Raw genomic sequence first — 21,586 nt, forward strand, 5'->3', positions numbered from 1 at the left:
TGACGAGTGGAAAAGGTCGAGCGGGCGCGGTCAGGACCGCGGCGTACGCGCCCGCAGCAGGGTCCGCCACGGGGCGAACAGCGGCGGCCGGGCGGCCTGCCACGGCAGCAGCCACCGCTCGGCCACGGCCAGGGCCGCGGACAGCACCGCTCCCAGCACGGCGACGGTGACCAGCCCCACATACATACGGTCGGGCCGGAAGAGGGTCCAGGAGTTCCAGATCAGAAAGCCCAGACCGTTGTCGGAGGCCACGAACTCCACCGCGACGACGACCACGACGGCCAGCCCGACCGCGGTCCGCAGCCCGGTGAGGATCGCCGGGGCGGCCCCTGGCAGCAGGACGAACCGCAGGAGGCGGGGGCCGGACGCCCCGTAGGACCGTGCGGTCTCCAGGACGCGCGTGTCGATCCGCCGTACGCCGGCAAGGGTGTTGATCTGCGTCACGAAGAAAACGGTGATCGCCACGGCGAGCACCTTGGGCGTCTCGCCCAGTCCGAAGACGAGCAGCAGCAGCGGCAGTGTGGCGATCTTCGGCAGGCAGTAGAGCGCGGCGAACAGCGGCCCGAGCGCGGCGCGCAGCGTGACGGACACGCCCATCGCGAAGCCGGTCAGCGCCCCGGCGAGCGCGCCGAGCACGTAACCGGGCAGCAACCGCCCGAGCGTGGCCGCGAGATGGCCGCCGAGTTCGCCGTCGGCCGTCATGGCGGCCAGCTGCGCGGCGATGCGCGAGGGCGGCGGGAAGAGCAGCGCGTCGACGACGCCGGTACGTGCGGCGGCCTCCCAGCCGGAGAGCAGCAGCAGGGGCACGGCGAGGCCGAGGACGGCGGCACGGGCGGCGTCCCGGCGCGCCCCGCGAACGGCCCTGTGGACGGCCTCTTCTCCGCCGGTCTGCGGGCGGATGCTCATTCCGTGCCTCCGTCGGTGCGGGCGTCCGCGCCGTCCGTGCGCTGTGCCGGGATGCCGGGGCGGGAGCCGCGGAGCGCCTGCCGGACGCGGACGCGCAGGCGGGCGAAGGCCGGTGTGTCCTGGATCCCCGCGGTGCGCGGGCGCGGGAAAGGCACCGTGATGGTGTCCGTGACCGTGCCCGGACGGTCGGACATCACCAGGACCCGGTCGCCGAGCAGGAGCGCCTCGTCGATGGAGTGCGTCACCATGACCACGGTCTTGTGCTCCTGCTGCCACAGCTCCAGCAGGTGTTCCTGCATCTGCACCCGGGTCTGCGGGTCCAGGGCGCCCAGCGGCTCGTCCATCAGCAGCACCGGGCTGCCGGAGGCGAACGCCCGGGCCAGCGCGAGGCGTTGGCGCATGCCGCCGGAGAGCCGGCCGGGGTAGGCGTCGGCGAACTCTGACAGGCCGACGCGGCCCAGCCACCGGTCGGCGACGCGGTCGGACAGCCGCCGTCCGACGCCCGCCATGCGCAGGCCGAACGCCGCATTCGCCCGGACGGTGAGCCAGGGCAGGACGCCGAAGTCCTGGAAGACGAAGGCCACCGGAGGGACGACCGACAGCCCCGGCCGCAGCCGGACGCTGCCGCCCGAGGGCGCGTCGAGACCGCCGAGTACGCGCAGCAGCGTGGACTTGCCGCAGCCGGAAGGGCCGACGACGCAGACGAACTCCCCGTCCTCCACGGCCAAGGAGACCTGGTCGAGGGCTTGGAGCACTTCTCCCTCGGGCGAGACGAAGTAGCAGTCGATGTCCTCTGCGGCCAGCACGGGTCCGGGTTGTTCGGTCGCGGGGGTGTTCACATGGGAAAACTACGGACGCCGAACGGAGCCGGACCAGTCGCCATTGGAGAACACTTTCCGGCCGAATGGCCGAATTACCGAACGGCCGAGCCTGATCACGCGCTCGCGGCCGAGGCCTCCCTGGCCGCTCGCACGAACTCGGTGATCATCGCCGGGTCCTTCACGCCGCGGCGTACCTCGACCCCGCTGGAGACGTCCACGCCCCAGGGCGCGAGCGTGCGCACGGCCCGGCCGACGTTGCCCGCGTCCAGTCCGCCGGCGAGCACCCACCGCCCGGCGGGCGGCACGAAGCGGGGGTCGCTCCAGTCCCACGGCTTCCCGGCCCCGGGTGCCGGGGCGTCGAGCAGCAACAGGTCCTCCCCCAGCGCACCGCACGACTCCGGCTGCTCCGGTGCGGGCGCGGTGGCCCGTACCAGCGTGTATCCCTCCGGGCGCAGGGCCTCGTAGTACTCGGCGCCCTCGTCCCCGTGCAGCTGCACGGCCCGGATCCCGGAAGCGGCCGCCAGCTCCCGCACCTCTTCCAGCGGCTGGCCGCGGAAGACTCCGACGGTGAGGACCCGGTCCCCGGCGCGTGCCGCCAACTCCCTTGCCGTCGCGGCGTCGACGCGGCGCGGGCTGTGGGCGAAGACGAATCCGACGGCGTCGGCACCGGCGGCCACGGCCGCGTCCACGTCCTCGGCGGTCCGCAGCCCGCAGATCTTGATGAACAGCTCACTCACATCCTCGGCACAGTGCGGCACCGCCCGCGGCAGGCCGTCCTCTGCAGCGTAATGCCGGAGGAAATGGCTCGAAGAGGAGGTGTTCAGTGCAGCGACCAAATGATCAACTGGGTGGACATGTCACACAGAAGGGGACACTCCATCATGCGCGACACTCTCCGGAAGGCGGCCGCAGCGGCCGTCGCGACCGCTGCGCTCGCGGCAGGCACCGTCGTCACCGGCGCATCGACTGCCACCGCAGCCACCGGCGAAACGACCGCCACCTGCCAGACGTCCGGCCTGCGGGCCGAACTCACCGCCACCGACCCCGACCAGATCGGCATGTCCCACCGGGGCAAGCTGCTCCGGCTGACGAACACCTCGGACCGCACCTGCGCGCTGCGCGGCTACCCGGGGCTGGAGCTGGAGGACGCCGGGCACCGGCCGCTGGGGGCCGACACCCGGTGGGGCAGCACCTACTTCGTCCAGGATCCGGGCAAGCAGACCCTCTTCCTCCAGCCCGGCCGGTCGGCCGAGGCCGATCTGGTGTGGGCCGTCGCCGACGGCACGCGCGACCTGCGCGCCTCCTACCTGGAGATAACGCCGCCGGCCTCCGCCGACCACCTCACCATCCCGTTCGAGGAGCGGGTGACCAACGGCGTCCTGAGCGTGACGGCCCTCGCCTACCGGATCAGCGTCCCTTAGCCCCGGCCTTGTCCCCGGCCCTCTTCTTCGCCTGCGGGGCCGGCTGAGCCTTCCCCTTGGCGGGCTTGGCCGGCTTCGCAGGCTTGGCCGGCTTTGCCGGCTTCGCGGCCTTGGCAAGCTTGGACGCCTTCGGCTGCGGTGCCGGCTTCTTCTTCGGCTTCGCCTTGGACTGGGCCCCGGGGTTCGGCGGCTTGATCCAGCCCTTCTTCACCAGCTCGTCGCAGTGCCACTTGGCGTACTCGGGGCTCTCCTTGTGCTGCTTGGCAGCATCGAGGCAGTCCGCGTAGGGCCACGGCGGCTGTTCACCGGGCACCAGCACCGCGGCAGGGGCAGCGGGTGCTGCCTGGGCGGCGGCCGCCGACGCGCCCATTCCACCGGCCGCAAGGGCGACCGCCAGGACAATACTCATCCGACGCACGGGAATTCTCCTCTTCATTCACGCCGCACCACGGCGTTCCGGCTGAACAAGACCCCTTGCGCCCAACGAGGCCGGTGGCCCGAAGAAGCTCCTTGCCATGCGCTTGGCCGCGCGAAGCCACCCGACCGGAGCAGCGCACGATTCCCTCACGCATCGGGAAACGGCCGGTTCCCGGGTTCCGCAGAACCCCGAAACCGGCCGTGCCACGTTCCCCGGAGGTCAGTTGTCCACGACCTCCAGCGTCACCTCCGTCAGCCCCTTGTCCGTGTCCGCGATGCGGCTGAACGCGCCTCTGGTGAGGTCGATACAGCGGCTCGGGTCCGTCGGGCCGCGGTCGTTGATGCGAACGGTGACCGACTGCCCGTTGTCGGTGTTGGTCACGCGTACCTGCGTACCGAAAGGCAGGTCGGGGCTGGCGGCGGCCATCGCCTCGGCGTCGAACACCTCGCCGTTGGCGGTGGTCGAGCCGGGCGCTATCTCGCCGGGTGCGCCGTACCACGAGGCGGTGCACGTCTGCACCCCGCCGTCGGCGTGGGCGGGGACGGCAACGGCCGTGGCCAGGCCCGCGGTCAGGGCCGCAGTGGCCAGGGCAGCGCTGATCTTCTTGACGGTCTTCACGAATTCTCCTGGGTCAGCCGGGTCACACGGGTCATACGGGTCGTCCGGATCAGCCGATGACGGCCGACAGGTCGTCGGTGTAGCCGTTGTCGGCCAGGTCGGACAGGATGGCGCCCATGGCCTCGACGCTCTGGCTGCGGTCGTTCTCCTGGGAGCCGTCGTGCATGAGGATCACTCCGCCGCCCTGGAACTCCCGCTTGTAGTTCTGGAAGATCGCGTCCACGCCCGGCGTCTCCCAGTCACGGGTGTCGACGGACCAGCCGAGCGGCTGCATGCCCTGGCTCGCGGCGTACTGCTGGATGTCCTGCGTCCAACCGCCTTCCGGCGCACGGTAGTAGTCGATCCGGGCGCCGGGCGCGGCGGCGTGTATCGCGTCCGAGGCCGCCTGGAGGTCGGCGCGCGCCTGGTCGGGGCTCTGCCGGGTGGGGTTCACGTGGTGCATCGAGTGGTTGCAGAGGCGGTGGCCCTCGTCGACGATCCTCTTGACGAGGTCGGGGTACTGCCGGGCGTGGTCGCCGATGATGCAGAAGGTGGCGGTGACCTGACGGTCCTTCAACAGGTCGAGGACCTGGTTCGTCCAGGTGGGGCTGGGGCCGTCGTCGATGGTGAGGGCGAACGTCCGCGAGCCGGCGCCGGTGGCGGTGTGGTTCACCACCTCGGTCGTCGCGGCCGCGGCCGTGCCGGGTGACGAGGCGAACAGGGCGGCTGCCGCAAGCGCGGCCCCGGCACCCTTCAGGGTTGCACCGAGCAACTTCATGGTGGGCGTGTCCTCCATGTGGTGGGCGAGCAAGTACCGTGCCGACGCCGGTGGGGGCGGTGCGGCACGGAAGGGATCCTGCGGGCCCGGCATAGACAAACTGTCACCACTTACGGAACATGCGCCTCATCGGCACGCCCGCCGTGCACGTTGACCCATTGTTGAACCCCTTGCCGGACGGTGATGTCCGCAGCCCACGACCGGGCCCGCGATCACCTCCGGAAGCTGGAAGAGAGCGTCAACCGTGCACAGAACCCACCACCGCGGCCGCACCGCCGCGTCCGCCGCCGCCGTCATCGCCACCGCCGCTCCCCTGCTGGCGGGACTCACCGCGACGGCCGCCCACGCCGAGGACCACCGGCTCCCCACCTCCGGTCACCAGTACCGCATCTCGAACCACGCAGGCGGAGCCCTCCAGTGGGACTCCACGGCCAACGGCGCCGGAGTGCACGCGAGGGACTGGGACGAGCACCGCAGCGAGCAGATCTGGCAGCTCAACGACAACAACGGCAACTGGTCGATCACGGTTCCCGGCACGAACAACGTGGTGGACCGCGACCTGCGCGCGAACAGCGTCGCGCTGTGGAACAACGTGGGCCGGCCCAACCAGCAGTGGTGGCTGCAGGCCGTCGCAGGCTCCCGGGCATGGCTGCTCCACAACTCCGAGGGCGGCGACCGCTGCCTCGCCCGCATCGGCGACCGCAACGGCGACCAGGGCATCGAGGCCCGCCCCTGCGACGCGAACGACGCACGGCAGCTGTGGAACCTCGACGAGGCCACCGCCCCGCCCGCTAGCCAGGTGGACATCCGCGGCAAGGTCATCGACGCGGGCGGCTACGACCCGGCCCGCCTGATGGCCTGGTACGAGGCGAACAAGGGCCTGCTGCTGGACCAGTACCCGAAGATCCAGCAGGTCCTGACCGGCGGCGCCTACGCGGTCAAGCCGTACATCAACGTCGTCTTCGACGCCTCGTACTTCACACCCGGCTCGGGTGCTGCGGCGGTGTGGGACCCGAACCCCCGTCCCGAGTGGGACAACAAGAAGACCATCGTCATCCGCCCCAGCCAGGTCATCAACAACCCCGGCGACATAGGCCTGTTGGTCCACGAACTGGCGCACCAGGTGCAGGACGCGAACGTGCGCGAGGCGTGGCTGCTGGAGGGCATCGCCGACTACTACCGCAAGTACGTCTACAACGTCCACGAAAAGCCGGGCACCCCGTACGGGGCGGACTACAACGGCGGCTACAACCCGACCGCGTACATGCTGAACTACATCGTCAACCGGCAGCAGACGGGCGAGGGCATCATCATGCGGCTCAACAACCGCATCCACCAGAACGGTTCCACGTCCCCGGACGACATCCTCAGGGAGATCACGGGCAAGTCCGGCCGGCAGTGGTGGACGGACATGTGGAACGAGATCCACGCCGGGACGTGGAACAACCACGCGCTGCGCGACTGAGAACTGTCCAAACGGTTTATGGTGCGCGGATGGAGCGCGGATCATGGATCCGCGCTCCGGGCCGGCGGCGATGGATGTCGAGGCCCAGCTCCCGACGTGGGTTGTCGATGCGGATGTCGACGCGGTCGCCGGCCGGGATATGAACGAGATCGACGCCGAACTGCCTGCCCGGCTCGGCCAAGCGGCGCAGGGCTCCGCTCGACTCGGGGTGCGAATGCCGGCGCGTTGTCTGCGGGCAACGAGGCCGACCGGCCTGGGAGGGGCGGCCTCAGATTCGGTTGAAGCCTGTGGAAAGCCTGTGGACCCACGGTTTCGGCGGGAGGGCTTCACCGAGTGGCTGGCCCGGTGGCGCCCGGGGTGGCCTGTCGAGGCTGGTCGTCCGGTCAGCGCGGGCTGACCGCACGCCCTCGGCAGCGCCCTCAGTCCGGGTGCATATCCTGAGGGGATGGATCATTGCGACGGCGTGGCCCACCTCGAATGGTGGGCCAATCTCTCCACCTGTCTGATGCGTATCCCTGTCCGGGTAGCCGCTGCCGCTGATGACACGGCTTGGGACGCCATCATTTCGCCGGTAGTTGAGGGCGAAGCCCAAGAGGAAGTGCAGCTACTCCTCGATGCCGATCCCGTTTTCACGCTCCGTACTGCAGACGGTGTTGTCGCCACGGTCGCAGCGGAGCATTCCGGCGACATCAACCGTCTTCGGCTGCGCATTGCCGCTGAAGAGTGACGGCGGCTGATGGAGGCCTGGGCCGTGCCGTGACCGGCCGCCGGCTGAGCCGTAATTCGTTTGACCGGTCCACCGGTCAACGCTGCACTGTGGCGAGGCACCACGCGCGGTGGCGCCGTCCTACCAAGGAGGCAGCGGCAGCAATGGAGATCCGTCCCGCCACCGACAAGGATCTCGACGTCTTCGTCGACACACTTCATGCCGCGTTCGGGCGCTTCCCGGAAACCCCCGCCGAAGGTGGCGGCGGGCTCTGGTGGTCGGCGCTCGAAATCGACCGCAGCCTGCTCGCGCTGGCGGCGGACGGGCGGCCCGTCGGCACCGCCGGCGCGTACTCCTTCGAACTCACCCTGCCCGGCGAGGTCATCGTCCCGGCCGCAGGGGTGACCCATGTCGGTGTCCTGCCCTCGCACCGACGTCAGGGCGTGCTCAGCGCGTTGATGCGGCAGCAGCTCGCCGAGCTGCGGGCCCGCGGGGAGTTCCTCTCCGTGCTGCTGGCCTCCGAGGCCCCGATCTACGGCAGATTCGGTTACGGACCGGCGACCTACACGCAACGGCTGACCGTGCCGCGCCACCAGGCCGCCTTCGCCCTCCCCCGGGCGCACGGCACGGCCGGCGGGCCGACGGCCGAACGAGACACGGGCTCGGTCGAGTTGCTGCGGCGTGCCGAGTGCGGCGAGATCCTGGAAGACGTCTACGACCGGTACCGCCGTGCCCAGCCCGGCGCACTGTCCCGGCCGCACCGCTGGTGGACCTTGGGCGCGGGGCAGCCCCCGGTCTCGCCGGCACCGCGCCACGTCGCCGTCCACCGTGACGCCGACGGCATCCCGGACGGGTACGCCAGCTACTCCGTCGACACCGGCACCCTGACGGTCGACGAGACCATCGCCACCGACGACGCCGCCTTCACGGCCCTGGCCCGGTTCGTACTCGGACACGACCTGGTCACCGAGGTCGTGTTCAAGCACCTCCCGCCCGATCACCCGCTGCGCTGGCAGCTCGCGGACTTCCGCGCCGGCCAGGTGAGCGACGACACCGACTGGCTCTGGGTGCGGCTGCTGGACGTCCCTGCTGCGCTGACCGCACGCGGCTGGTTCACGGACGGCGAGCTCGTCCTCGACGTCGACGACCCGTTCCTCGGCGAGCACAGCCGCTACCTGCTGACCGTCCGAGAAGGCAAGGCCGACTGCGTCCCGACGGACCGGGAGCCGGACCTGTCCATGGACGTGAGCGACCTGGCCTCGGTCTACCTCGGCGGCACCGCCCCGAGCACACTCGTGCGCGCCGCGCACATCCGGGCCCACCACCCGGGCGCGGCAGCCCTCGCCGACAGCCTCTTCCGCACCGACCGCACCCCGCACTGCCTGCACTGGTTCTGAAACCGCGCGCTCGCCGGCCGGGCACACACTAAACGACCTGGAAGTTGGCCATCATGGCCATGTCCTCGTGCTCAAGGTTGTGGCAGTGCAGCATGTACCGCCCCTTGTACCCGGCGAACCGCGCGAGGACCTCGACCACTTCATAGGGGCGGACGTCCACGGTGTCCTTCCAGCCTGCGTCCCCGGCATCAGGTGCTCTGCCGCCCCGGGCAACGACCTGGAACTGGGCCAGATGCACGTGGACGGGATGGTGGAAGTCGCTGCTGAAGCGCCACCGTTCCACACTGCCCAGCCGCGGGGACGCCAGCACGGTATCGGCGCTGAACGGCCGGCCGTTGATGGTCCACATCTGCCGGTCCTCGCCGGTGTGGGTCCGGCGGAAGTCGAAGGCCCGCACCGGCATCGTCCTGTTCGGCACGAGCCTCTCGAAGGAGGCGGCGAGGCAGGCAGGTATGCGGCTGTCGTCCCTTCCCTTGCGGACGACGTGGAACCGCATGACATCGCGCATCCCGCCCCCGGCTGCCGCGTTGCCCAGCGTGATCCGGCTGCCGACGGGAAAGTCGGCGAAGTCGACGACGACATCGCACCGTTCACCCGGTGCCATGTCGACCGAGCCGAGCGACCGGGGTGCGGCCAGCAGTCCGCCGTCGCTGCCGATCCGGACGAACCGCCCGCGCCGGCCTCCGTCGGCCACCAGTCGGAGCCGGTAGCGGCGGGCGTTGGAGGCGTTGAGGAGTCGGAAGCGGTAGCGGGCGGCGGTCACCTCCAGGACGGGCCACGGCGCACCGTTGACGAGCTGGACGTCGCCGAGCACACCGTCGGGGAAGGCGTCGTGGCCGTGGGCGGGGTAGCGGAAGGAGCCGTCTTCCTCGAAGGAGCGGTCGCACAGCATCAGCGGGATGTCGCGCTCGCCGCCCGGCAGCGGGAGCCGGTCCTCTTCCTCGTCACCGACGAGGAAGAACCCGGCGAGGCCGCGCCAGACCTGCGGGGCGCTGACGTCCATGCGGTGGTCGTGGTACCAGAGCGTCGCGGCCCGCTGCGGCAGCGGGTACTCGTAGCTGCGGTAGCCGACGGCCGTCCGGCCGCCGTGGCCCTCGTGCATCTGGCCGGGTGAGCAACGGGCGGGCAGGAGCAGGTCGGTCGGGTAGCCGTCGGACTCCGGCGGGGTGACCCCGCCGTGCAGGTGCGTCACCGTCGGGACGGTCAGGCTGTTGCGCACCTGGAGCACCGTCCTGCGCCCCGAGCGGGCGGCGAAGGTCGGGCCCGGGAAGATCCCGTCGTACCCCCACACCGTGGTCCTTCGTCCGGGCAGGATCTCCATCTGCCCCTCGCGCTGCTCGACTTCGTAGACGTCCGCGACGTCCGCGCCCCGTTCCCTGCGCGCCGGCCGGGCCACCGGCGGCACCGGCAGGGGGACACCGAACGGCTCGGGCAGCGGCCCCGCACTGGCCAGCACCCGCCCGGTCGAGGCGCCTGCGAGACGGGACCAGCCGGCCGCGCCCACCGTCACCGCCGCACCGGAACCGGCCGTCATCCCCAGGAACCCGCGCCGGGTCAGGCGCCTCACTCGGCCACCTCCACCGGCCGGCCCGCCTGCCGCGTGGCACCGGTGCGGTAGGTGAACGCCCAGTAGGCCAAGGCTGTTGCGCAGCCGAAGACGGCCATCCCCAGCGGCATGTGGCCGGCCAGCACCCGCGCCTCGCCCAACGCCCGCTGCACACCGACCAGTCCGACGAGCACCGCACCGGCGGCAGCGACCCAACCAGGACCGCACAGCCGGCGCCACACCACCACCGCGACCACGGCCTGGACGACGGTGAGTGCGCTCAGCACACCGGCGTTGGCCGCATGCCAGGCCAGCAGGTCGAGATCCCCCGTGACGAACAGACCGGCCAGGGCCGCCTGGACGAGCGTGTCCAGAAGCACGAGCACGGCAGTGGCGCGCAGCAGCGGCAGCAACCAGCTGGGCCCGTGCCCCGCCTGCGCGCTCACCGGGAGCCCGTCCCGTTGCCCCGGGCCCGCTCGTACGCCTGGAAGCCGTCCTCGACGCCCAGGAAGATCTCGCCGAAGGCGAGATAGCCCTCGCTGATGACGGGCGTGTCGCGCAGGGCCTCGACGAGGAAGTAATAGGCGCCCAGGTCCTCGGTCTCCAAGACGACGAAGTCCGAGAACCGCCCGTTGAACGCCTCGGCGTCGAAGAAGCGGGCCGTCACGCGGTCCGCGTAGGCGGCGAAGGCCGGCTCCAGATGCGCCGACCGCATCGCGTTGCGCTCTTCCCTCGCCAGCGCCAGCCACCGCGGGGTGACCGTGTAGGTGAGGACGATGCCGTACTTCATTGGAACTCCCCCGGAACAGTTGCTTGCTAACACTGTTAACTTTCGAGAAGAAGGTAAAGTTACAGCCGTTAACTTTGTCAAGCCGGAAGGCGGTGGTCCGCTGTGCCGAACACTCCGCGATCCTCGACGGGCGGGCGCCGCCACCGCGTCCGCGAAGAGGCGCTGGCCGAGATCCTGCGCACCGGCCGACGGCTGCTGGTCGAGGAGGGCCCGGCCGCCGTCACGCTGCGCGCCATCGCCCGCGAGATGGGCATGACCGCGCCGGGCCTCTACCGCTACTACGGCAGCCACCGCGACCTGATCCAGGCACTGGCCTCGTCCCTCTACGACGAGTTGGCCACCGCCCTGGCCACGGCCCGCGACCGCCACCCGGCAGACGAACCGGGGCGGCAACTGCGCGACGCATGCCGCGAACTGCGCCGCTGGGCGCTCGCCCACCCCAACGAGTTCGCGCTGCTGTTCGCCAAGCCGGTCACCGACGCCGACACCACACCCGGAACCGCCGCCCACGACTCCGGCTGGCGTTTCGGCGGCGTCGTACTCGACCTCATGGTCCAGCTCTGGCGCCGCAGCACGATCCACCCGCCTGCCGGCCTCGACCCCGCGTGGACAACGCAGTTGGAGGAGGTCCGCGAGCACCTCTCCGGCGAACCCGTGCCGCTGGAGGTCATCTACGTCTTCGTCGCCTGCTGGACCCGCCTGTACGGAACGGTGGCCGTCGAAGCCTTCGGCCACCTCGACTTCGCCCTCACCGACCCGGAACCGCTCTTCGAGCACACCCTCGACGACATCCTGACGGCACTGGGCGACACTGCGGGGTGACCGACTGGAACTGTCCACTCTGCCGAGGAGGTCCGGGACACCGGCCCGGTGCTGGACGGACCACGGCCGGCCTGCATTGGTGGCGGGCGGCATCGGCGGCTTGCTGGGCGAGGGCGCGGGCGGCGGGAGGGTGGCCGAGTTCGTGGGCGTGGGTGGACATGGCGTGCAAGGCGATGGCGTAGGTGGCCGTGTCGTGGGCGTCGGCGGCCAGGTGGGCGGCGGTGCGGTGGTAGTGCTGGGCGAGCGCGTCGCGACTGTCGTCGGCGCACATGTCGCCGAGCAGGATGGCCAGTTGGGCGCCGGCGGTCAGGAGCCGGCGGTGGACGTTCTCGGTGGCGGGGGCACCAGCTGGTCCCAGCCCGGCATGGTGAGGACGGCCGGGCGACAGGCGCCCGCAGCGTGTAACCCCCGTGGTAGGGGGCGAGTTCACTGTGGGCGAGGTGGGTGAGGTTGCGCAGCGGGTCGGTGTCCCAGGAGGCGTCCAGTGCGGTCGCGGGGGCCCGGCTCAGTCCGGCCTCCTGTGCGGTGACGGGCCGGCCCAGGCGCCGTTCGAGGACTTCGAGAAGGTACTGGGGAACGGGCGGGCGGGGGCGGGCGCCGTGGATCCAGCGCGCCACCGACGCAGCAGCAAGTTCCCTGGGCGAGCGCCACGTGGTCGTCCTGGGACATCCGGACTACTACCCCCGGTTCGGGTTCACCCGTGCCTCCGACCACGGCATCGGCCTGACCATCGAGAAACCGAAAGGGCACTGCGGGCGGTCCGGTGGTCGGTGGCGGGGGTTGGGTGATGACGGTGACTCCGCGCCGGCCGGGGAGCCGGGGACGCCGTCTTGCCCGTTACGAGGGCTTCAACCGTGCAGACGAGTTCCTGCCGCTGCTACCCACGGGCCCTCCTCCGTGGACTCAGCTCTGCAGTCGGGGGAACCGGCAGGCACCGAAAGCCCGGACACCATGACAAAGCGATCAGGACATACGAGTCACCCCGCCCGCAGCCGCGCGTCGACGGCCCGGCCGGCGCGCTCGACGGCGTGGGCCAGGCGTCGTACGTCGCGGGAGGGGTCCACCATCGCGCACAGCGCGCCAACGGCCCTGCCGCGACCGATGGTCACCGGCACGGCCGCGCAGCACACGCCCGGTATCAGGGCCTCCCGGTCCAGGGCCATCCCGCTGTCGCGGATCACCGAGGCCTCCTGCCGCCAGGAGCCCGGCAAGGGGCCCAGAGGCGCGGGAGACGGTGTCACGGCCACCAGCGCCTTTCCGGCGGCAGTGGTCCACGGCCAAGTGGCCCCGGGCTGCACCAGGGCTACGTCGTCCACCATGCCGGGCACCCCGGAGACGGCCAGGGTCCGGCCCTCCCGCAGCACGCACAGGACGACCGTGGCGCCTGTGGCGGCGGCCAGCTGCTGCATCGGGCCCGTGGCGGCGGCCCGCAGTCCCGGATGCGGCTGCCATTCCCGGCCCAGCCGGAACATCCGTGAGCCCATACGGTAGTTGACACCGTGGCGCTCGACGGCACCCAGCTCGACCAGTTGCTCCAGCAGCCGGTACGCCGTCGTCTTCGGCAGCCCGCCGGCCGCCGCCAGCGCAGTGAGTCCGGCCTCCTGGGCCTCCTGCACCGCTTCCAGCAGGGCGAACGCCCCGTCCAACACACTCCGCCCCGGAGCGGATCGCCCATCGGAGGCTCTGGCTGCGGACCCGGGCATGGACGCACCCCTTTTCCGGCATCGGAATGCAGCTCTTCGGAATGCAGCCAACAGCACAGCAATAAACGGCTCCTGAATGCCAACTGGATGCAGTGTACTGACAGTTGGCCGGTCCGCTCAGCGGAACACGCGTCGCCGGCCCGTCACCGGCAACGCTACGGTGAACGTCATTGCGTCAACGTCCCTCATGGAAGGGGGTCCGGTCAACGTGCCCGAACTGGTCGTCCGCTGCGGCGTATGCACTGCTGTTCGGCGTCCGGCCGGCGGCCGTCCCGGCAGGCGGCGCATGACACGGCCGGGCCCACGAAGCTGCCGGTGCAGTGATGTCGGCAGCCGTCCGCCACGACGGGCACGTCCACCGGCAGATCCCGCGGGACCGGCCGTCCGGCCTCACGGGTCTCGTCCACCACGGCTTCTCCCACGCATCACATGTGGGGCTGCCCGAGATCTTCACCAGGTCGGACCCGGCCGGTGATCAGCACTGCGACGGACCTCGCCGAGCTGACCACCGGTCCGTGGTGCCTCTGCCGACGGGGGGCGGCAGAGGCACCCTCACCTTGCGGGGTTGGTCCGGACTCACGCGGGCGGCGCCCTGCCCGAGAGCGTCCTGCCATCATGCCTGCTCGGACCCCTGTGGGACCGGTTCGTGGCTCTGCTGCCCGAACACGTCGACGCGCACCCGCTTGGCTGCCACAATCCGCGCATCCCGGACCGGACCGTCTTCGAGCATGTGATCGCTGCACTGGTCCACGGCTCTGGCTACGAGGGGATGGCTGCATCACCAGGGCACCTGGCGGCGGGGAGAGCGCCGGCCGCTCCCCGGTGGACCGAGGCAAACAGGGCCTGAAGCGTTCGGTGGCCACCGAAGCCACCGGCGTCCCGCGCGGCATCGTCCCGGCCGGGGCCAACCGGCACGATTCCCCGCTGCTCGTGCCCACCCTGAAGGTCGCCGAGGAACAGGTCGGCGAGCTGCACGACCGGGTCAACGTGAACCTGGACCGCGGCTATGGCAGCAAGAAGTCCCGTTCTACGCTTGGGGAGTTGGGCTTCACTGGTGAGATCGCCCGCAAGGGCGTCCCCGCCCCGATCCAGGTCGGCAAGAGGTGGGGGGGGTGGAGCGGAGCCACGCATGGATGAACGGCTTCGGCAAGTTGCGGCGCCGTACCGGGAAGCGCAGCCACGTCGTGGACTTCCACCTCTACCTGTCCGCAGCGCTCGTCACGCTGCGTATGCTCATCCGCCGCGCGACCCCGGTGCTACCGCTGGGACGGCCGCCCCACCACCCGATGCCTCAAGCGATCCATCTGCCGTTCGGCCTCAGCCCCAGTCCTGCAGCTGCTGGAGCAGGTCGGCGTCGCCCTCCATCCGCAGCGAGCCGGCCGGGATGCGCATGTACATGAGCAGGGCCATCTCGCTCGCCGTGCCGTGGATGGCGGCGGTGGGCTTGCTCTCGGCGGCCTCCGCCGCGGTGAGGCGGGTGAAGCGGGAACCGGCGGCGTCCACCGTCTGGCGCCAGGAGCCGGCCTCGGCTGCGTGGTAGTCCATGGTGGCGGGCTCGCCCGGCCACGGGACCGTGCCGGTGCAGACGGTGGCGAGGAACTCCTCGATGGCGTCGACCGCCTCGGTCGTCGGCAGCTCCTGCGGGGTGCCGGAGGCCAGCTGGGCGTCGTAGGTGTGGATCATCGACTCCGGGACGCGGCGCCGGGCCACGGCGGCCACCGTGCGCGGCGAGGCCAGCGGCTCCCACCAGGCCCAGCAGCCCCGGTCCGGGCCGGCCTCGCGCAGAGCAGTGAGCAGCTGCTCCGTCGAGTCGGCCAGCCAGGTCATGAGGGCCTCGCGCTCCCTGGGCGCCACCAGCCCGTCCTTGCTCGGCCGTTCGTCGCCCGGCGCGGTGTTCAGCACGATGCAGGCCCAGAAGCGGTCCCCCTCACTGAGGTGGTTCGCCAGGTCGTACAGCGTCCAGCCCGGGCAGGACGGGACATCGGCCTCGAGGCTGGGGGCCGCGGCGACGGCGGCGCGGAACGCGGCGGAACGCTCGTCAATCATCCGCAGCAGGGTGGGGAAGTCGAAATGATCAGGCACGCAGACCTTGTATCACCCGGACCGGAACTCTCGCACTCGATTAAGACCGCCCAGCACGTCTACTGCCGGGCGCTCTCCAGAACAGCCGGCGCCGCGCTGCTAAAGCCCGCGCAGTGCCCGATACCTGCGGGCCAGGTGATCCTGGAGGCGGGCGTGACGGAACTGGTAGACCGCTCCGGCCTGGCGGAGCACGCCCCGCTGGTAGGCATCTTCGAGGAAGGCGACGACGGGCCAGGGCAGTCGGCCGGTCAGCGGCAGCCAGATCCGGGAGAAGACCACCCACTGGCCGAAGGCCGTGCAGGTGAATCCATAACTGAGGACGCCGCCGAGACCGGTGGTGACACCGACCTGGACCGAGGACGCAAGGTTCCAGCCGATCGGTCCCAGGAGCGCAGTCATGGGGCGCATCATCGCCGAGGCCCCGGAGCCGACCAGGAGCCCCAACCCGGGGGCCCAGAGGAGGAACTGGGCGATGCCCGTCCGGCGGTTTGTGCGCAGCAGGCCCATCGGATTGACGGCTGACCGGATGTCGAGCGGGGATTCGAGGAGGGCCTGAAGGCCGAAGGCAGGGCCGGTTCCCAGGGCGAAGACGACTCCGAAGAGGATGCCGTCCTTGAGGCTGATGTTCAGCGATTCCGGGAAACCGGTGTGCAAGAGGACGCAATTGAGCAATCCCCAGACGAAGCCGTAGCCGAAGCCGTAGGAGACCCCGCAAGCCAGCCCGATCAGCAGCCGGAACCACACGCTCCGCCCGGCCTTGCGGGCTCCGCCGAACACCTTCACGCGCATGCCGGAGGGCGGCACGGCCGTGTCCTTGGCCGCGAACATGAACCAGTACGTGGTCCCCATGGCGAGCCCTGTGAAGAGCCCTGCGGCCGCAGCATTCACGAACTGGATCACGACGTTGGGCCAGGAGCCGACGACGGTGCCGACCGTCCAGAAGAGCAGCCCCATGGTCAGAGAGACCGCCGTCGCGGTCACCAGTGCGGTCACCAGCGCGCGCGTCCGGCGCCGCAACCCCGAACCGAGGCGCCACCACTCCAGGTTGGGGGTGCCGAGCCGGCTCAGGTGATCGGCGAGGTAGCCGAGCCAGTACCGGGCGCGTTCCGGGTCGACGTCCGGACGCGGGCCGCTGCGCGGCAGATGCTCCGGCCGAGGCCGGTAGGCGGCGGTGACGAAGTTGTCGAGGAGGTGCTCCTCCAGCTGCTCGGGGCCGCCGAACCGCCGGGGGTCCAGGAGCGAGGCCGGGTCGTGGCCGGGAGTGTCGCTGTAGACGGCGCGGGCGAGCGTGACCATCAGTGGCGTGGTCAGCACGGTGGCGAGGTCGGCGCAGGCACGGTCGTCCGGCTGTTCGCGCAGTGCGGTCAGGACAGGGTCCCAGGCGGTTCCCGCGAGGTCCCCGCCGCAGGACTTGCGCGTGGTGCGCGGCAGGTAGTCGGCCAGGTCGTCCAGGGTGAGGTCGGTGAGCTCCACCGCGGCGGCGGAGGTGAGCACATCGGTCTCCGCCACGGCGGCGGCATACTCCGCGGGCCGGCTCGTGAGCAGCAGGGGCAGGGTGGTGGAGTTGAGCGCCTCCAGCGCGGGGCGGCGCAGCCCGCCGGCGATCTCGTCGAAACCGTCCAGCACGGGGAGCACCCATCCGGACTCCACCAGCGCGACGGCCAGAGTGGACCCGCCGGGACCGGGAGCGGTGAGACCCGGGTGATCGCGCGTCAGTTGCGCGGCGAGCCAGTCCCGGAGGGCGATGGCGGTGGGGTCCCACGCGCCGACGCCGAAGATCACCGGGACGGGCTCGGTACGGGCCCTGGACTTCAGACGGTCGAGGACGAACCGCACGGTGAGGATGGTCTTCCCCGAGCCGGCCCGGCCCAGCACCGCCAGCCGTCCGGACGGGATCCGCCGGTACACGTCCACGATCTCGTCCAGTTGCCCGCTCACATCGAGCGGGGCGTGCGTGCCTCCTGCAGGCAGGCGGCGGACGTTGACCCAGTGATCGATCAACTTCTCGGGAACCGGCCGCCATCGCACCGGCAGCGGATACGGATCGTGGACCTGCCGCTGCTCCTCCTCGCGCTGCCAGCGGGCAGCCACCGACTGCGCAAGCAGCTCGGCGACCTCGGCCAGGGGCTCGTACAACGCCGGAGCCGGCTGCCCGGTAGTGGGTTCGACGTGGTCGGTCGAACCGTCGGGCCGGTTCCGGTGCCCGGTCCGGCGGACGGCAGCCGCCAGCAGCTCCTCGCGTTCCGCCGGCCCCAGTCCGAGCGCATCGGCAAGCAGCCGCACCGTGGTCACCCTGGGGTCGGCACGCTCCCCCGTCTCCAGCCCCCGGACGGTACGCACGCCCACTCCCGCGCGCTCTGCCAGGATCTCCTGAGTCATTCCCGCGCTGTGCCGCAGTTGCCGTAACAGCGCGCTGAACTCACTGGCCACAACTCCCGCCCCTCCCCCTTGGACATGCGTTCGCCGAGGCGAGGGACTCTAGCGCGGCCACCGGGCCGGACAGGGGGCCGGCCCGGAAACGGTGGAGACAGGTGAACGCGGTGCGGGAACGGACGTCGGTCTTCCAGGTCTGCAGGACTACCCCGTTCCGGCCGCCGAGCCCGTTCACCGCCCCCACACTGTGACTCTCCAGAGGTCGAAGAAGGGGGAAACATGTCGAGTTGGCGTCGTACCGCGATCGCCACGGCAGCGTTGGCGGTGCTGGCGGGCCTTCCACTGTCGATCGGAACCGCTTCCGCGCAAGCCGGGAAGGCGCATTCCGGAACCGCCGGGACAACTTCGTGTGACGGAGGCGATCAGCGGGGAGCCGCCCGGGCCGGGTGGCGGGACCTGCACGCGCACGTGGTCGGCACGTTGGAGGACGGCTACGCCGCATCCAGCCTGAACAGACACGGAGACGTGCCCTTCCGGACCGAGAAGGGCGAGGCCATGGTCTGGAACGCGAACACGGGAGAGCGCCGCGCCCTCGAAGGAGCGCAGGGCGCCGTCCCCTTCGACATCACGGACGACGGCCGGGTCGTAGGCGCTCAGGGCAACACACTGGTGCTCTGGGACACCGACGGAAAGGTGTCCCGGCCCGATGCCCTCGCAGGCGAAATGTCCATCCATCCGGCACAGATGGCCGAGGACGGGACAGTGGTGCTCCAGGGTCAGCACTGGATCATTCCGGTAGGCGCCGGCCTCAACCACCCGAGGCTCGTCACCACCTCCTACCGGTGGCAGCCGGGGACGGGATTCGAGCGGCTCACCCAGCCGAACGACGGGTGGTCCGCCGTCGGCATCAGCCACGACGGTCTGATCGTCGGGGGCACGGGAAGCGCGGCCGTGGCCTGGCGCCCGCAGGGCAACCCGGAGATCTACGCCAACTTCCCGGGGCACAGCCGGTCGTGGGCCAGCGCTGTCAACGACGAGGAGGTCGTCGTGGGCGCGGGGCAGTGCCGAAGTGGCAGGAACATACCGATGCGTTGGGACGACCCCGCTGATCCGCAGGAACTGCCGGACCTCGGGTTCGGCGGAATTGCCACGCACATCAACAACCGTGGCTGGATCGCCGGTTATGCCTCGACGACAGTCCGGGGCGATCAGGTTCCGGTGGTATGGGATCCCCACGGCGGGCTGCACCGGCTCGATGAATTGCTCACCCCGGAAAGGCCGGCAAAGGGCGACACGTTGTCGAGCATCGATGCCGTCAACGACCGCAACCAGCTGCTGGTGTGGGTGCAGCGGGCCGATCGGACCATGTTCAAGGAGGTGGTCCAGCTTCGCTGAACCGGGCGGTGGTGCCTGCCGCGTCCCGTCGGGGGGAGCGGCAGGGCGGGTACGTGACCGAGGCCATCGGAGTGCCCCGACGCACCGGCAGCCGCCGCCGGAGCGCCGGACGCTCTAGGGCGTGTATCGAAAGCGCGGACAGGCCGGGCGGGGTGATGCCTCGGTCCGGCCTGTCCGCTCTCTGCTAGAGGTCGAGCTGATGCTGGTGTGTGGTGTGCGTGGGTGTGTAGCCGAGACCGTCGTTGATCTGTCTCATGTGCGTGTTGCTTTCGGCGGTGTCGGTCAGGAGGCCACCGAGGTCCGGATAGTCCCTGTGGGCCTGTCGGATCGACTCGGCCTTCATCCATCGGCCGAGGCCGTGTCCGCGGTGCTCGGGCAGCACTCCGGTGCCGTAGTGCTGGCCGTCGCCTGTGCCGTTGCCGGGGATGACGAGTTCGGTGAACCCGGCGATCGAGCCGTTGGAGGCGTCGACGGCGACGACGGTGTGCAAATGGTCGCCGCGCTGTTCGACGGCCTTCGCCGCGGCCCGTACGCGGTCCACGTCCCAGGCCACGGTGCCGTACTCGGCGTCGTCCATGGGCATGTCGTCCATGGCGCGGCGTGAGGCGGCGAACGTCCGGGCGAGGTCGTCGGGGACGGTTCCCTGCCATGACGTCAGCCGGTAGCCGGGGTGCGGACGCTCGACGATTCCGGCGAGGACGGTGGTGTCCACGTCGGCCATTGCCAGGCGGGTGTATCTGAAGGTCAGAACCTTCCGGAAGCCGCGCGCTGCCAGGAAGTGGTCGCCGGGCGATCCGGCTTCTGCCTGCGCGACGACGCGGCGTCGGGCGTTGTCCCGGGCGGTGACCACGGCGGTGTCGAGGAGCCGGGAGCCGACGCCCTTGCGGCGCTCCGCAGGATGAACGCGGAGGTCCAGCTCGGCGAGGTGCTCCTGTCCGCCGTCGAGCAGGCGCAGGAAGGCGGCCCCGGCAGGGATGGAGTCCGCGTCCGACGCCAGCCAGGCGAGACGCCGGCCGTGCGGCCCGTGAGCGGGGTCGGTCAGTGGGGTGATGCGAAGGGACAAGGTGTCTCCGTCGGGAGGAGGTGGCAAGGGTCGGTACGCGAGCTCAACTCCTGGGCACTCCTGCGCATGTGCTCCACACCTCCTGGTCGACAGCGCCGGCCTGCACCGATGCGGGCGGCTGGGTGAACCTAGCCCGCCGATTGCCCCCTGGGCAACGGGTTATCGAAAGGCGGTGCGCGTGTGTGGTCACAGCCACTCGTTGATGGCCGCGACGAGGACGGTCGTCTCATAGCGGACCGCGAGCGCCGAGTCTCTTGCGGTTGCGAGCCTGGTCCGCCTTGTCCGGGATGGTGCAGCGAATGCCACGTCGGCCCAGGTAGGCGCGGATCCTGCAGGAGGCGCACGCCTTGTCGGCCCGGCCCGACGCGGGGCACACGAATCTTCTCCAGCACCGGTTCGAACTGCGGCGAGTCTCCACGCTGCCCTGCCTTCACGCCCTTTGGCAACAACGGCTTCAGCGCCGCCCGCTGATCGCCCGTGAGATCTCCCCGCGCCATGAACCAGGATCATTCACGCCTCAAGACACTCAAGATCCACTTTCGACACACGCCCTAGGCCTGCCCGGTCTCGAACCGGCTGACCTTTCCGCCGTCCACGGTGAAGCGCCAGGCGGTACGCATCTCGCCCCAGGTGTCGTTGCGGTAGTCCGCCACCAGACCGAGCCCGTCGCCGGTCTGCGACACGACGTCCATGTGACCGCCCGAGGAGAAGATCTCCCGCTCGGTCCAGTCGGCGACGTCGCGGTCGCTGCCGTCGTCGGACATGGTGGCCCCGGGTGTGAGGGCGGCTGCGAAGGCGTCGCGGTCGCCCGCGTTGAGCGCGGCAACGAAGGCCCGCACGGCCGGATCGGTCAGCTTGTCGGGAGCGATGCCCACGGTGTCTCCAGAGGTCAGGGGTACGGGATCGGGGTGTCCCCCTGGTCATCAGGACACCGCACGCGGGGGCTCTCCGCCACCGCACGTCCCATAGGGAGCGCGTATCGAGTCGCGGTCAACCGGTGCCGAGGAACCCGGCCCCACGCCGCTCGACCCGACCTGACCGCCGATGCCCGCGGCCGGGCGGATACGTGGGGACGGATCCCCCGCACCTGCATCCGCTTCTCCCGGGACCGGGCGATCCCTCTCGCCGTGCAGGACCGGATGATCGCCGAGGCGGATGCGCTGACCCCGGAGAACCCCTTCCAGATCCACACCGTGGACACGGGCCACATGGGCATCCAGCTCCGCCCCCGGGAGGTGGCCGGGATCCTCGATGCTCTCGTGTGAGACAGCCGTGAGCCTCGATCCCGCGACCAGAGGCGCCG

At 70.8% G+C, this 21,586-nt stretch carries 22 protein-coding genes and 3 pseudogenes; 9 read left to right on the top strand and 16 right to left on the bottom strand.

Annotated features, from left to right (window positions below; all coding sequences use genetic code 11):
* Positions 1-30 precede the first annotated feature (30 nt).
* The 3 genes from HG542_RS14835 to HG542_RS14845 all read right to left on the bottom strand — a co-directional run bounded on the left by HG542_RS14835 (position 31) and on the right by HG542_RS14845 (position 2,464).
* Positions 31-906, bottom strand: coding sequence for an ABC transporter permease (locus tag HG542_RS14835; protein WP_171081512.1), 876 nt, complete (start codon positions 904-906; stop codon positions 31-33).
* Complete coding sequence (locus HG542_RS14840) at positions 903-1,745, bottom strand: ABC transporter ATP-binding protein (RefSeq protein ID WP_218039034.1); 843 nt, start codon at positions 1,743-1,745, stop codon at positions 903-905. The genes HG542_RS14835 and HG542_RS14840 overlap by 4 nt, the downstream gene beginning before the upstream one ends.
* A 95-nt stretch (positions 1,746-1,840) precedes the next feature.
* Entirely contained in the window at positions 1,841-2,464 is a 624-nt protein-coding gene (locus tag HG542_RS14845) for a phosphoribosylanthranilate isomerase (RefSeq protein ID WP_373313173.1), read from the bottom strand.
* Positions 2,465-2,608: 144 nt separating this feature from the next.
* On the opposite strand from HG542_RS14845, the gene HG542_RS14850 reads away from it, so the two are divergent.
* Positions 2,609-3,148: a DUF4232 domain-containing protein gene (locus HG542_RS14850; RefSeq protein WP_229922742.1), complete on the top strand. Its 540-nt coding sequence runs from the start codon at positions 2,609-2,611 to the stop codon at positions 3,146-3,148.
* Here HG542_RS14850 and HG542_RS14855 read toward each other — a convergent pair.
* The 3 genes from HG542_RS14855 to HG542_RS14865 all read right to left on the bottom strand — a co-directional run bounded on the left by HG542_RS14855 (position 3,135) and on the right by HG542_RS14865 (position 4,941).
* A complete protein-coding gene (locus tag HG542_RS14855; RefSeq protein ID WP_171081517.1) occupies positions 3,135-3,557 on the bottom strand; it encodes a hypothetical protein in 423 nt (140 codons plus the stop codon). The two genes, HG542_RS14850 and HG542_RS14855, sit on opposite strands and share 14 nt — an antisense overlap.
* Positions 3,558-3,785: 228 nt before the next feature.
* Complete coding sequence (locus HG542_RS14860; protein WP_227722506.1) at positions 3,786-4,184, bottom strand: septal ring lytic transglycosylase RlpA family protein; 399 nt, start codon at positions 4,182-4,184, stop codon at positions 3,786-3,788.
* Between the two features lie 49 nt (positions 4,185-4,233).
* Positions 4,234-4,941, bottom strand: a complete 708-nt coding sequence (locus tag HG542_RS14865) for a polysaccharide deacetylase family protein (protein ID WP_171081519.1) — start codon at positions 4,939-4,941, stop codon at positions 4,234-4,236.
* 244 nt (positions 4,942-5,185) lie between these two features.
* Here HG542_RS14865 and HG542_RS35955 point away from each other — a divergent pair, with 244 nt between their 5' ends.
* Positions 5,186-6,406, top strand: a complete 1,221-nt coding sequence (locus HG542_RS35955; protein ID WP_171081521.1) for a basic secretory protein-like protein — start codon at positions 5,186-5,188, stop codon at positions 6,404-6,406.
* A 16-nt stretch (positions 6,407-6,422) separates the two neighbouring features.
* Here the strand turns inward: HG542_RS35955 and HG542_RS14875 are convergent, their stop codons facing one another.
* Positions 6,423-6,587 carry a hypothetical protein gene (locus HG542_RS14875; RefSeq protein ID WP_171081523.1) on the bottom strand — a complete coding sequence of 55 codons (165 nt, stop codon included), beginning with the start codon at positions 6,585-6,587 and terminating at the stop codon, positions 6,423-6,425.
* A gap of 264 nt (positions 6,588-6,851) precedes the next feature.
* Between HG542_RS14875 and HG542_RS14880 the strand changes: the two genes are divergently transcribed.
* Positions 6,852-7,133 (top strand): hypothetical protein, encoded by a 282-nt coding sequence (locus HG542_RS14880; RefSeq protein WP_171081525.1) that lies wholly within the window; start codon positions 6,852-6,854, stop codon positions 7,131-7,133.
* A 143-nt stretch (positions 7,134-7,276) separates the two neighbouring features.
* Positions 7,277-8,509 (top strand): GNAT family N-acetyltransferase, encoded by a 1,233-nt coding sequence (locus tag HG542_RS14885; RefSeq protein WP_171081527.1) that lies wholly within the window; start codon positions 7,277-7,279, stop codon positions 8,507-8,509.
* Positions 8,510-8,537: 28 nt separating this feature from the next.
* On the opposite strand, the gene HG542_RS14890 is transcribed toward HG542_RS14885, so the two are convergent.
* The 3 genes from HG542_RS14890 to HG542_RS14900 are packed head-to-tail and all read right to left on the bottom strand — an operon-like array spanning position 8,538 to position 10,845.
* Positions 8,538-10,076, bottom strand: a complete 1,539-nt coding sequence (locus tag HG542_RS14890) for a multicopper oxidase family protein (protein WP_229922743.1) — start codon at positions 10,074-10,076, stop codon at positions 8,538-8,540.
* On the bottom strand, positions 10,073-10,501 hold the full coding sequence (locus HG542_RS14895; protein WP_171081529.1) for a hypothetical protein: 429 nt from the start codon (positions 10,499-10,501) through the stop codon (positions 10,073-10,075). Before HG542_RS14895 ends, HG542_RS14890 begins: the two co-directional genes overlap by 4 nt.
* Positions 10,498-10,845 carry a darcynin family protein gene (locus HG542_RS14900; RefSeq protein ID WP_171081531.1) on the bottom strand — a complete coding sequence of 116 codons (348 nt, stop codon included), beginning with the start codon at positions 10,843-10,845 and terminating at the stop codon, positions 10,498-10,500. The genes HG542_RS14895 and HG542_RS14900 overlap by 4 nt, the downstream gene beginning before the upstream one ends.
* A 102-nt stretch (positions 10,846-10,947) precedes the next feature.
* Between HG542_RS14900 and HG542_RS14905 the strand changes: the two are divergent.
* Positions 10,948-11,622 (top strand): annotated as a pseudogene (locus tag HG542_RS14905) (TetR/AcrR family transcriptional regulator); the annotation flags it as partial.
* Here the strand turns inward: HG542_RS14905 and HG542_RS36365 are convergent.
* Complete coding sequence (locus HG542_RS36365) at positions 11,517-12,284, bottom strand: hypothetical protein (protein ID WP_498063284.1); 768 nt, start codon at positions 12,282-12,284, stop codon at positions 11,517-11,519. The pseudogene HG542_RS14905 and the gene HG542_RS36365 sit on opposite strands and share 106 nt — an antisense overlap.
* Here HG542_RS36365 and HG542_RS36275 point away from each other — a divergent pair.
* Positions 12,175-12,408: pseudogene (locus HG542_RS36275) on the top strand (hypothetical protein); the annotation flags it as partial. The gene HG542_RS36365 and the pseudogene HG542_RS36275 overlap by 110 nt on opposite strands.
* Before the next feature lie 236 nt (positions 12,409-12,644).
* Here HG542_RS36275 and HG542_RS14910 read toward each other — a convergent pair.
* A complete protein-coding gene (locus HG542_RS14910; protein WP_227722519.1) occupies positions 12,645-13,316 on the bottom strand; it encodes an IclR family transcriptional regulator in 672 nt (223 codons plus the stop codon).
* A 646-nt stretch (positions 13,317-13,962) separates the two neighbouring features.
* Between HG542_RS14910 and HG542_RS14915 the strand changes: the two are divergent.
* Positions 13,963-14,666 (top strand): annotated as a pseudogene (locus HG542_RS14915) (transposase); the annotation flags it as partial.
* 21 nt (positions 14,667-14,687) lie between these two features.
* On the opposite strand, the gene HG542_RS14920 reads toward HG542_RS14915, so the two are convergent.
* Both HG542_RS14920 and HG542_RS14925 read right to left on the bottom strand, forming a co-directional pair.
* Entirely contained in the window at positions 14,688-15,452 is a 765-nt protein-coding gene (locus HG542_RS14920; RefSeq protein WP_171081537.1) for a maleylpyruvate isomerase family mycothiol-dependent enzyme, read from the bottom strand.
* Positions 15,453-15,551: 99 nt separating this feature from the next.
* Positions 15,552-17,882: an XRE family transcriptional regulator gene (locus HG542_RS14925; protein ID WP_171081539.1), complete on the bottom strand. Its 2,331-nt coding sequence runs from the start codon at positions 17,880-17,882 to the stop codon at positions 15,552-15,554.
* A gap of 261 nt (positions 17,883-18,143) precedes the next feature.
* Between HG542_RS14925 and HG542_RS14930 the strand changes: the two genes are divergently transcribed.
* Positions 18,144-19,220 (top strand): hypothetical protein, encoded by a 1,077-nt coding sequence (locus tag HG542_RS14930; protein ID WP_171081541.1) that lies wholly within the window; start codon positions 18,144-18,146, stop codon positions 19,218-19,220.
* Between the two features lie 184 nt (positions 19,221-19,404).
* Here the strand turns inward: HG542_RS14930 and HG542_RS14935 are convergent, their stop codons facing one another.
* Both HG542_RS14935 and HG542_RS14940 read right to left on the bottom strand, forming a co-directional pair.
* Positions 19,405-20,283 carry a GNAT family N-acetyltransferase gene (locus HG542_RS14935; RefSeq protein WP_171081543.1) on the bottom strand — a complete coding sequence of 293 codons (879 nt, stop codon included), beginning with the start codon at positions 20,281-20,283 and terminating at the stop codon, positions 19,405-19,407.
* Between the two features lie 551 nt (positions 20,284-20,834).
* Entirely contained in the window at positions 20,835-21,158 is a 324-nt protein-coding gene (locus HG542_RS14940; protein ID WP_171081544.1) for a nuclear transport factor 2-like protein, read from the bottom strand.
* A 252-nt stretch (positions 21,159-21,410) separates the two neighbouring features.
* Here HG542_RS14940 and HG542_RS14945 point away from each other — a divergent pair, with 252 nt between their 5' ends.
* Entirely contained in the window at positions 21,411-21,548 is a 138-nt protein-coding gene (locus HG542_RS14945) for a hypothetical protein (protein ID WP_171081546.1), read from the top strand.
* Positions 21,549-21,586 lie beyond the last annotated feature (38 nt).

The sequence above is a fragment of the Streptomyces morookaense genome, from assembly GCF_013030945.1.
In the GTDB taxonomy this organism is placed as follows: Bacteria; Actinomycetota; Actinomycetes; order Streptomycetales; family Streptomycetaceae; genus Streptomyces; species Streptomyces morookaensis.

Excerpts from the sequence above, each read along its gene's own strand:
- HG542_RS14835 (WP_171081512.1), bottom strand. The coding sequence starts at position 906 with ATGAGCATCCGCCCGCAGACCGGCGGAGAAGAGGCCGTCCACAGGGCC.
- HG542_RS14850 (WP_229922742.1), top strand. The coding sequence starts at position 2,609 with ATGCGCGACACTCTCCGGAAGGCGGCCGCAGCGGCCGTCGCGACCGCT.
- HG542_RS14855 (WP_171081517.1), bottom strand. The coding sequence starts at position 3,557 with ATGAGTATTGTCCTGGCGGTCGCCCTTGCGGCCGGTGGAATGGGCGCG.
- HG542_RS14865 (WP_171081519.1), bottom strand. The coding sequence starts at position 4,941 with ATGAAGTTGCTCGGTGCAACCCTGAAGGGTGCCGGGGCCGCGCTTGCG.
- HG542_RS14880 (WP_171081525.1), top strand. The coding sequence starts at position 6,852 with ATGGATCATTGCGACGGCGTGGCCCACCTCGAATGGTGGGCCAATCTC.
- HG542_RS14885 (WP_171081527.1), top strand. The coding sequence starts at position 7,277 with ATGGAGATCCGTCCCGCCACCGACAAGGATCTCGACGTCTTCGTCGAC.
- HG542_RS14900 (WP_171081531.1), bottom strand. The coding sequence starts at position 10,845 with ATGAAGTACGGCATCGTCCTCACCTACACGGTCACCCCGCGGTGGCTG.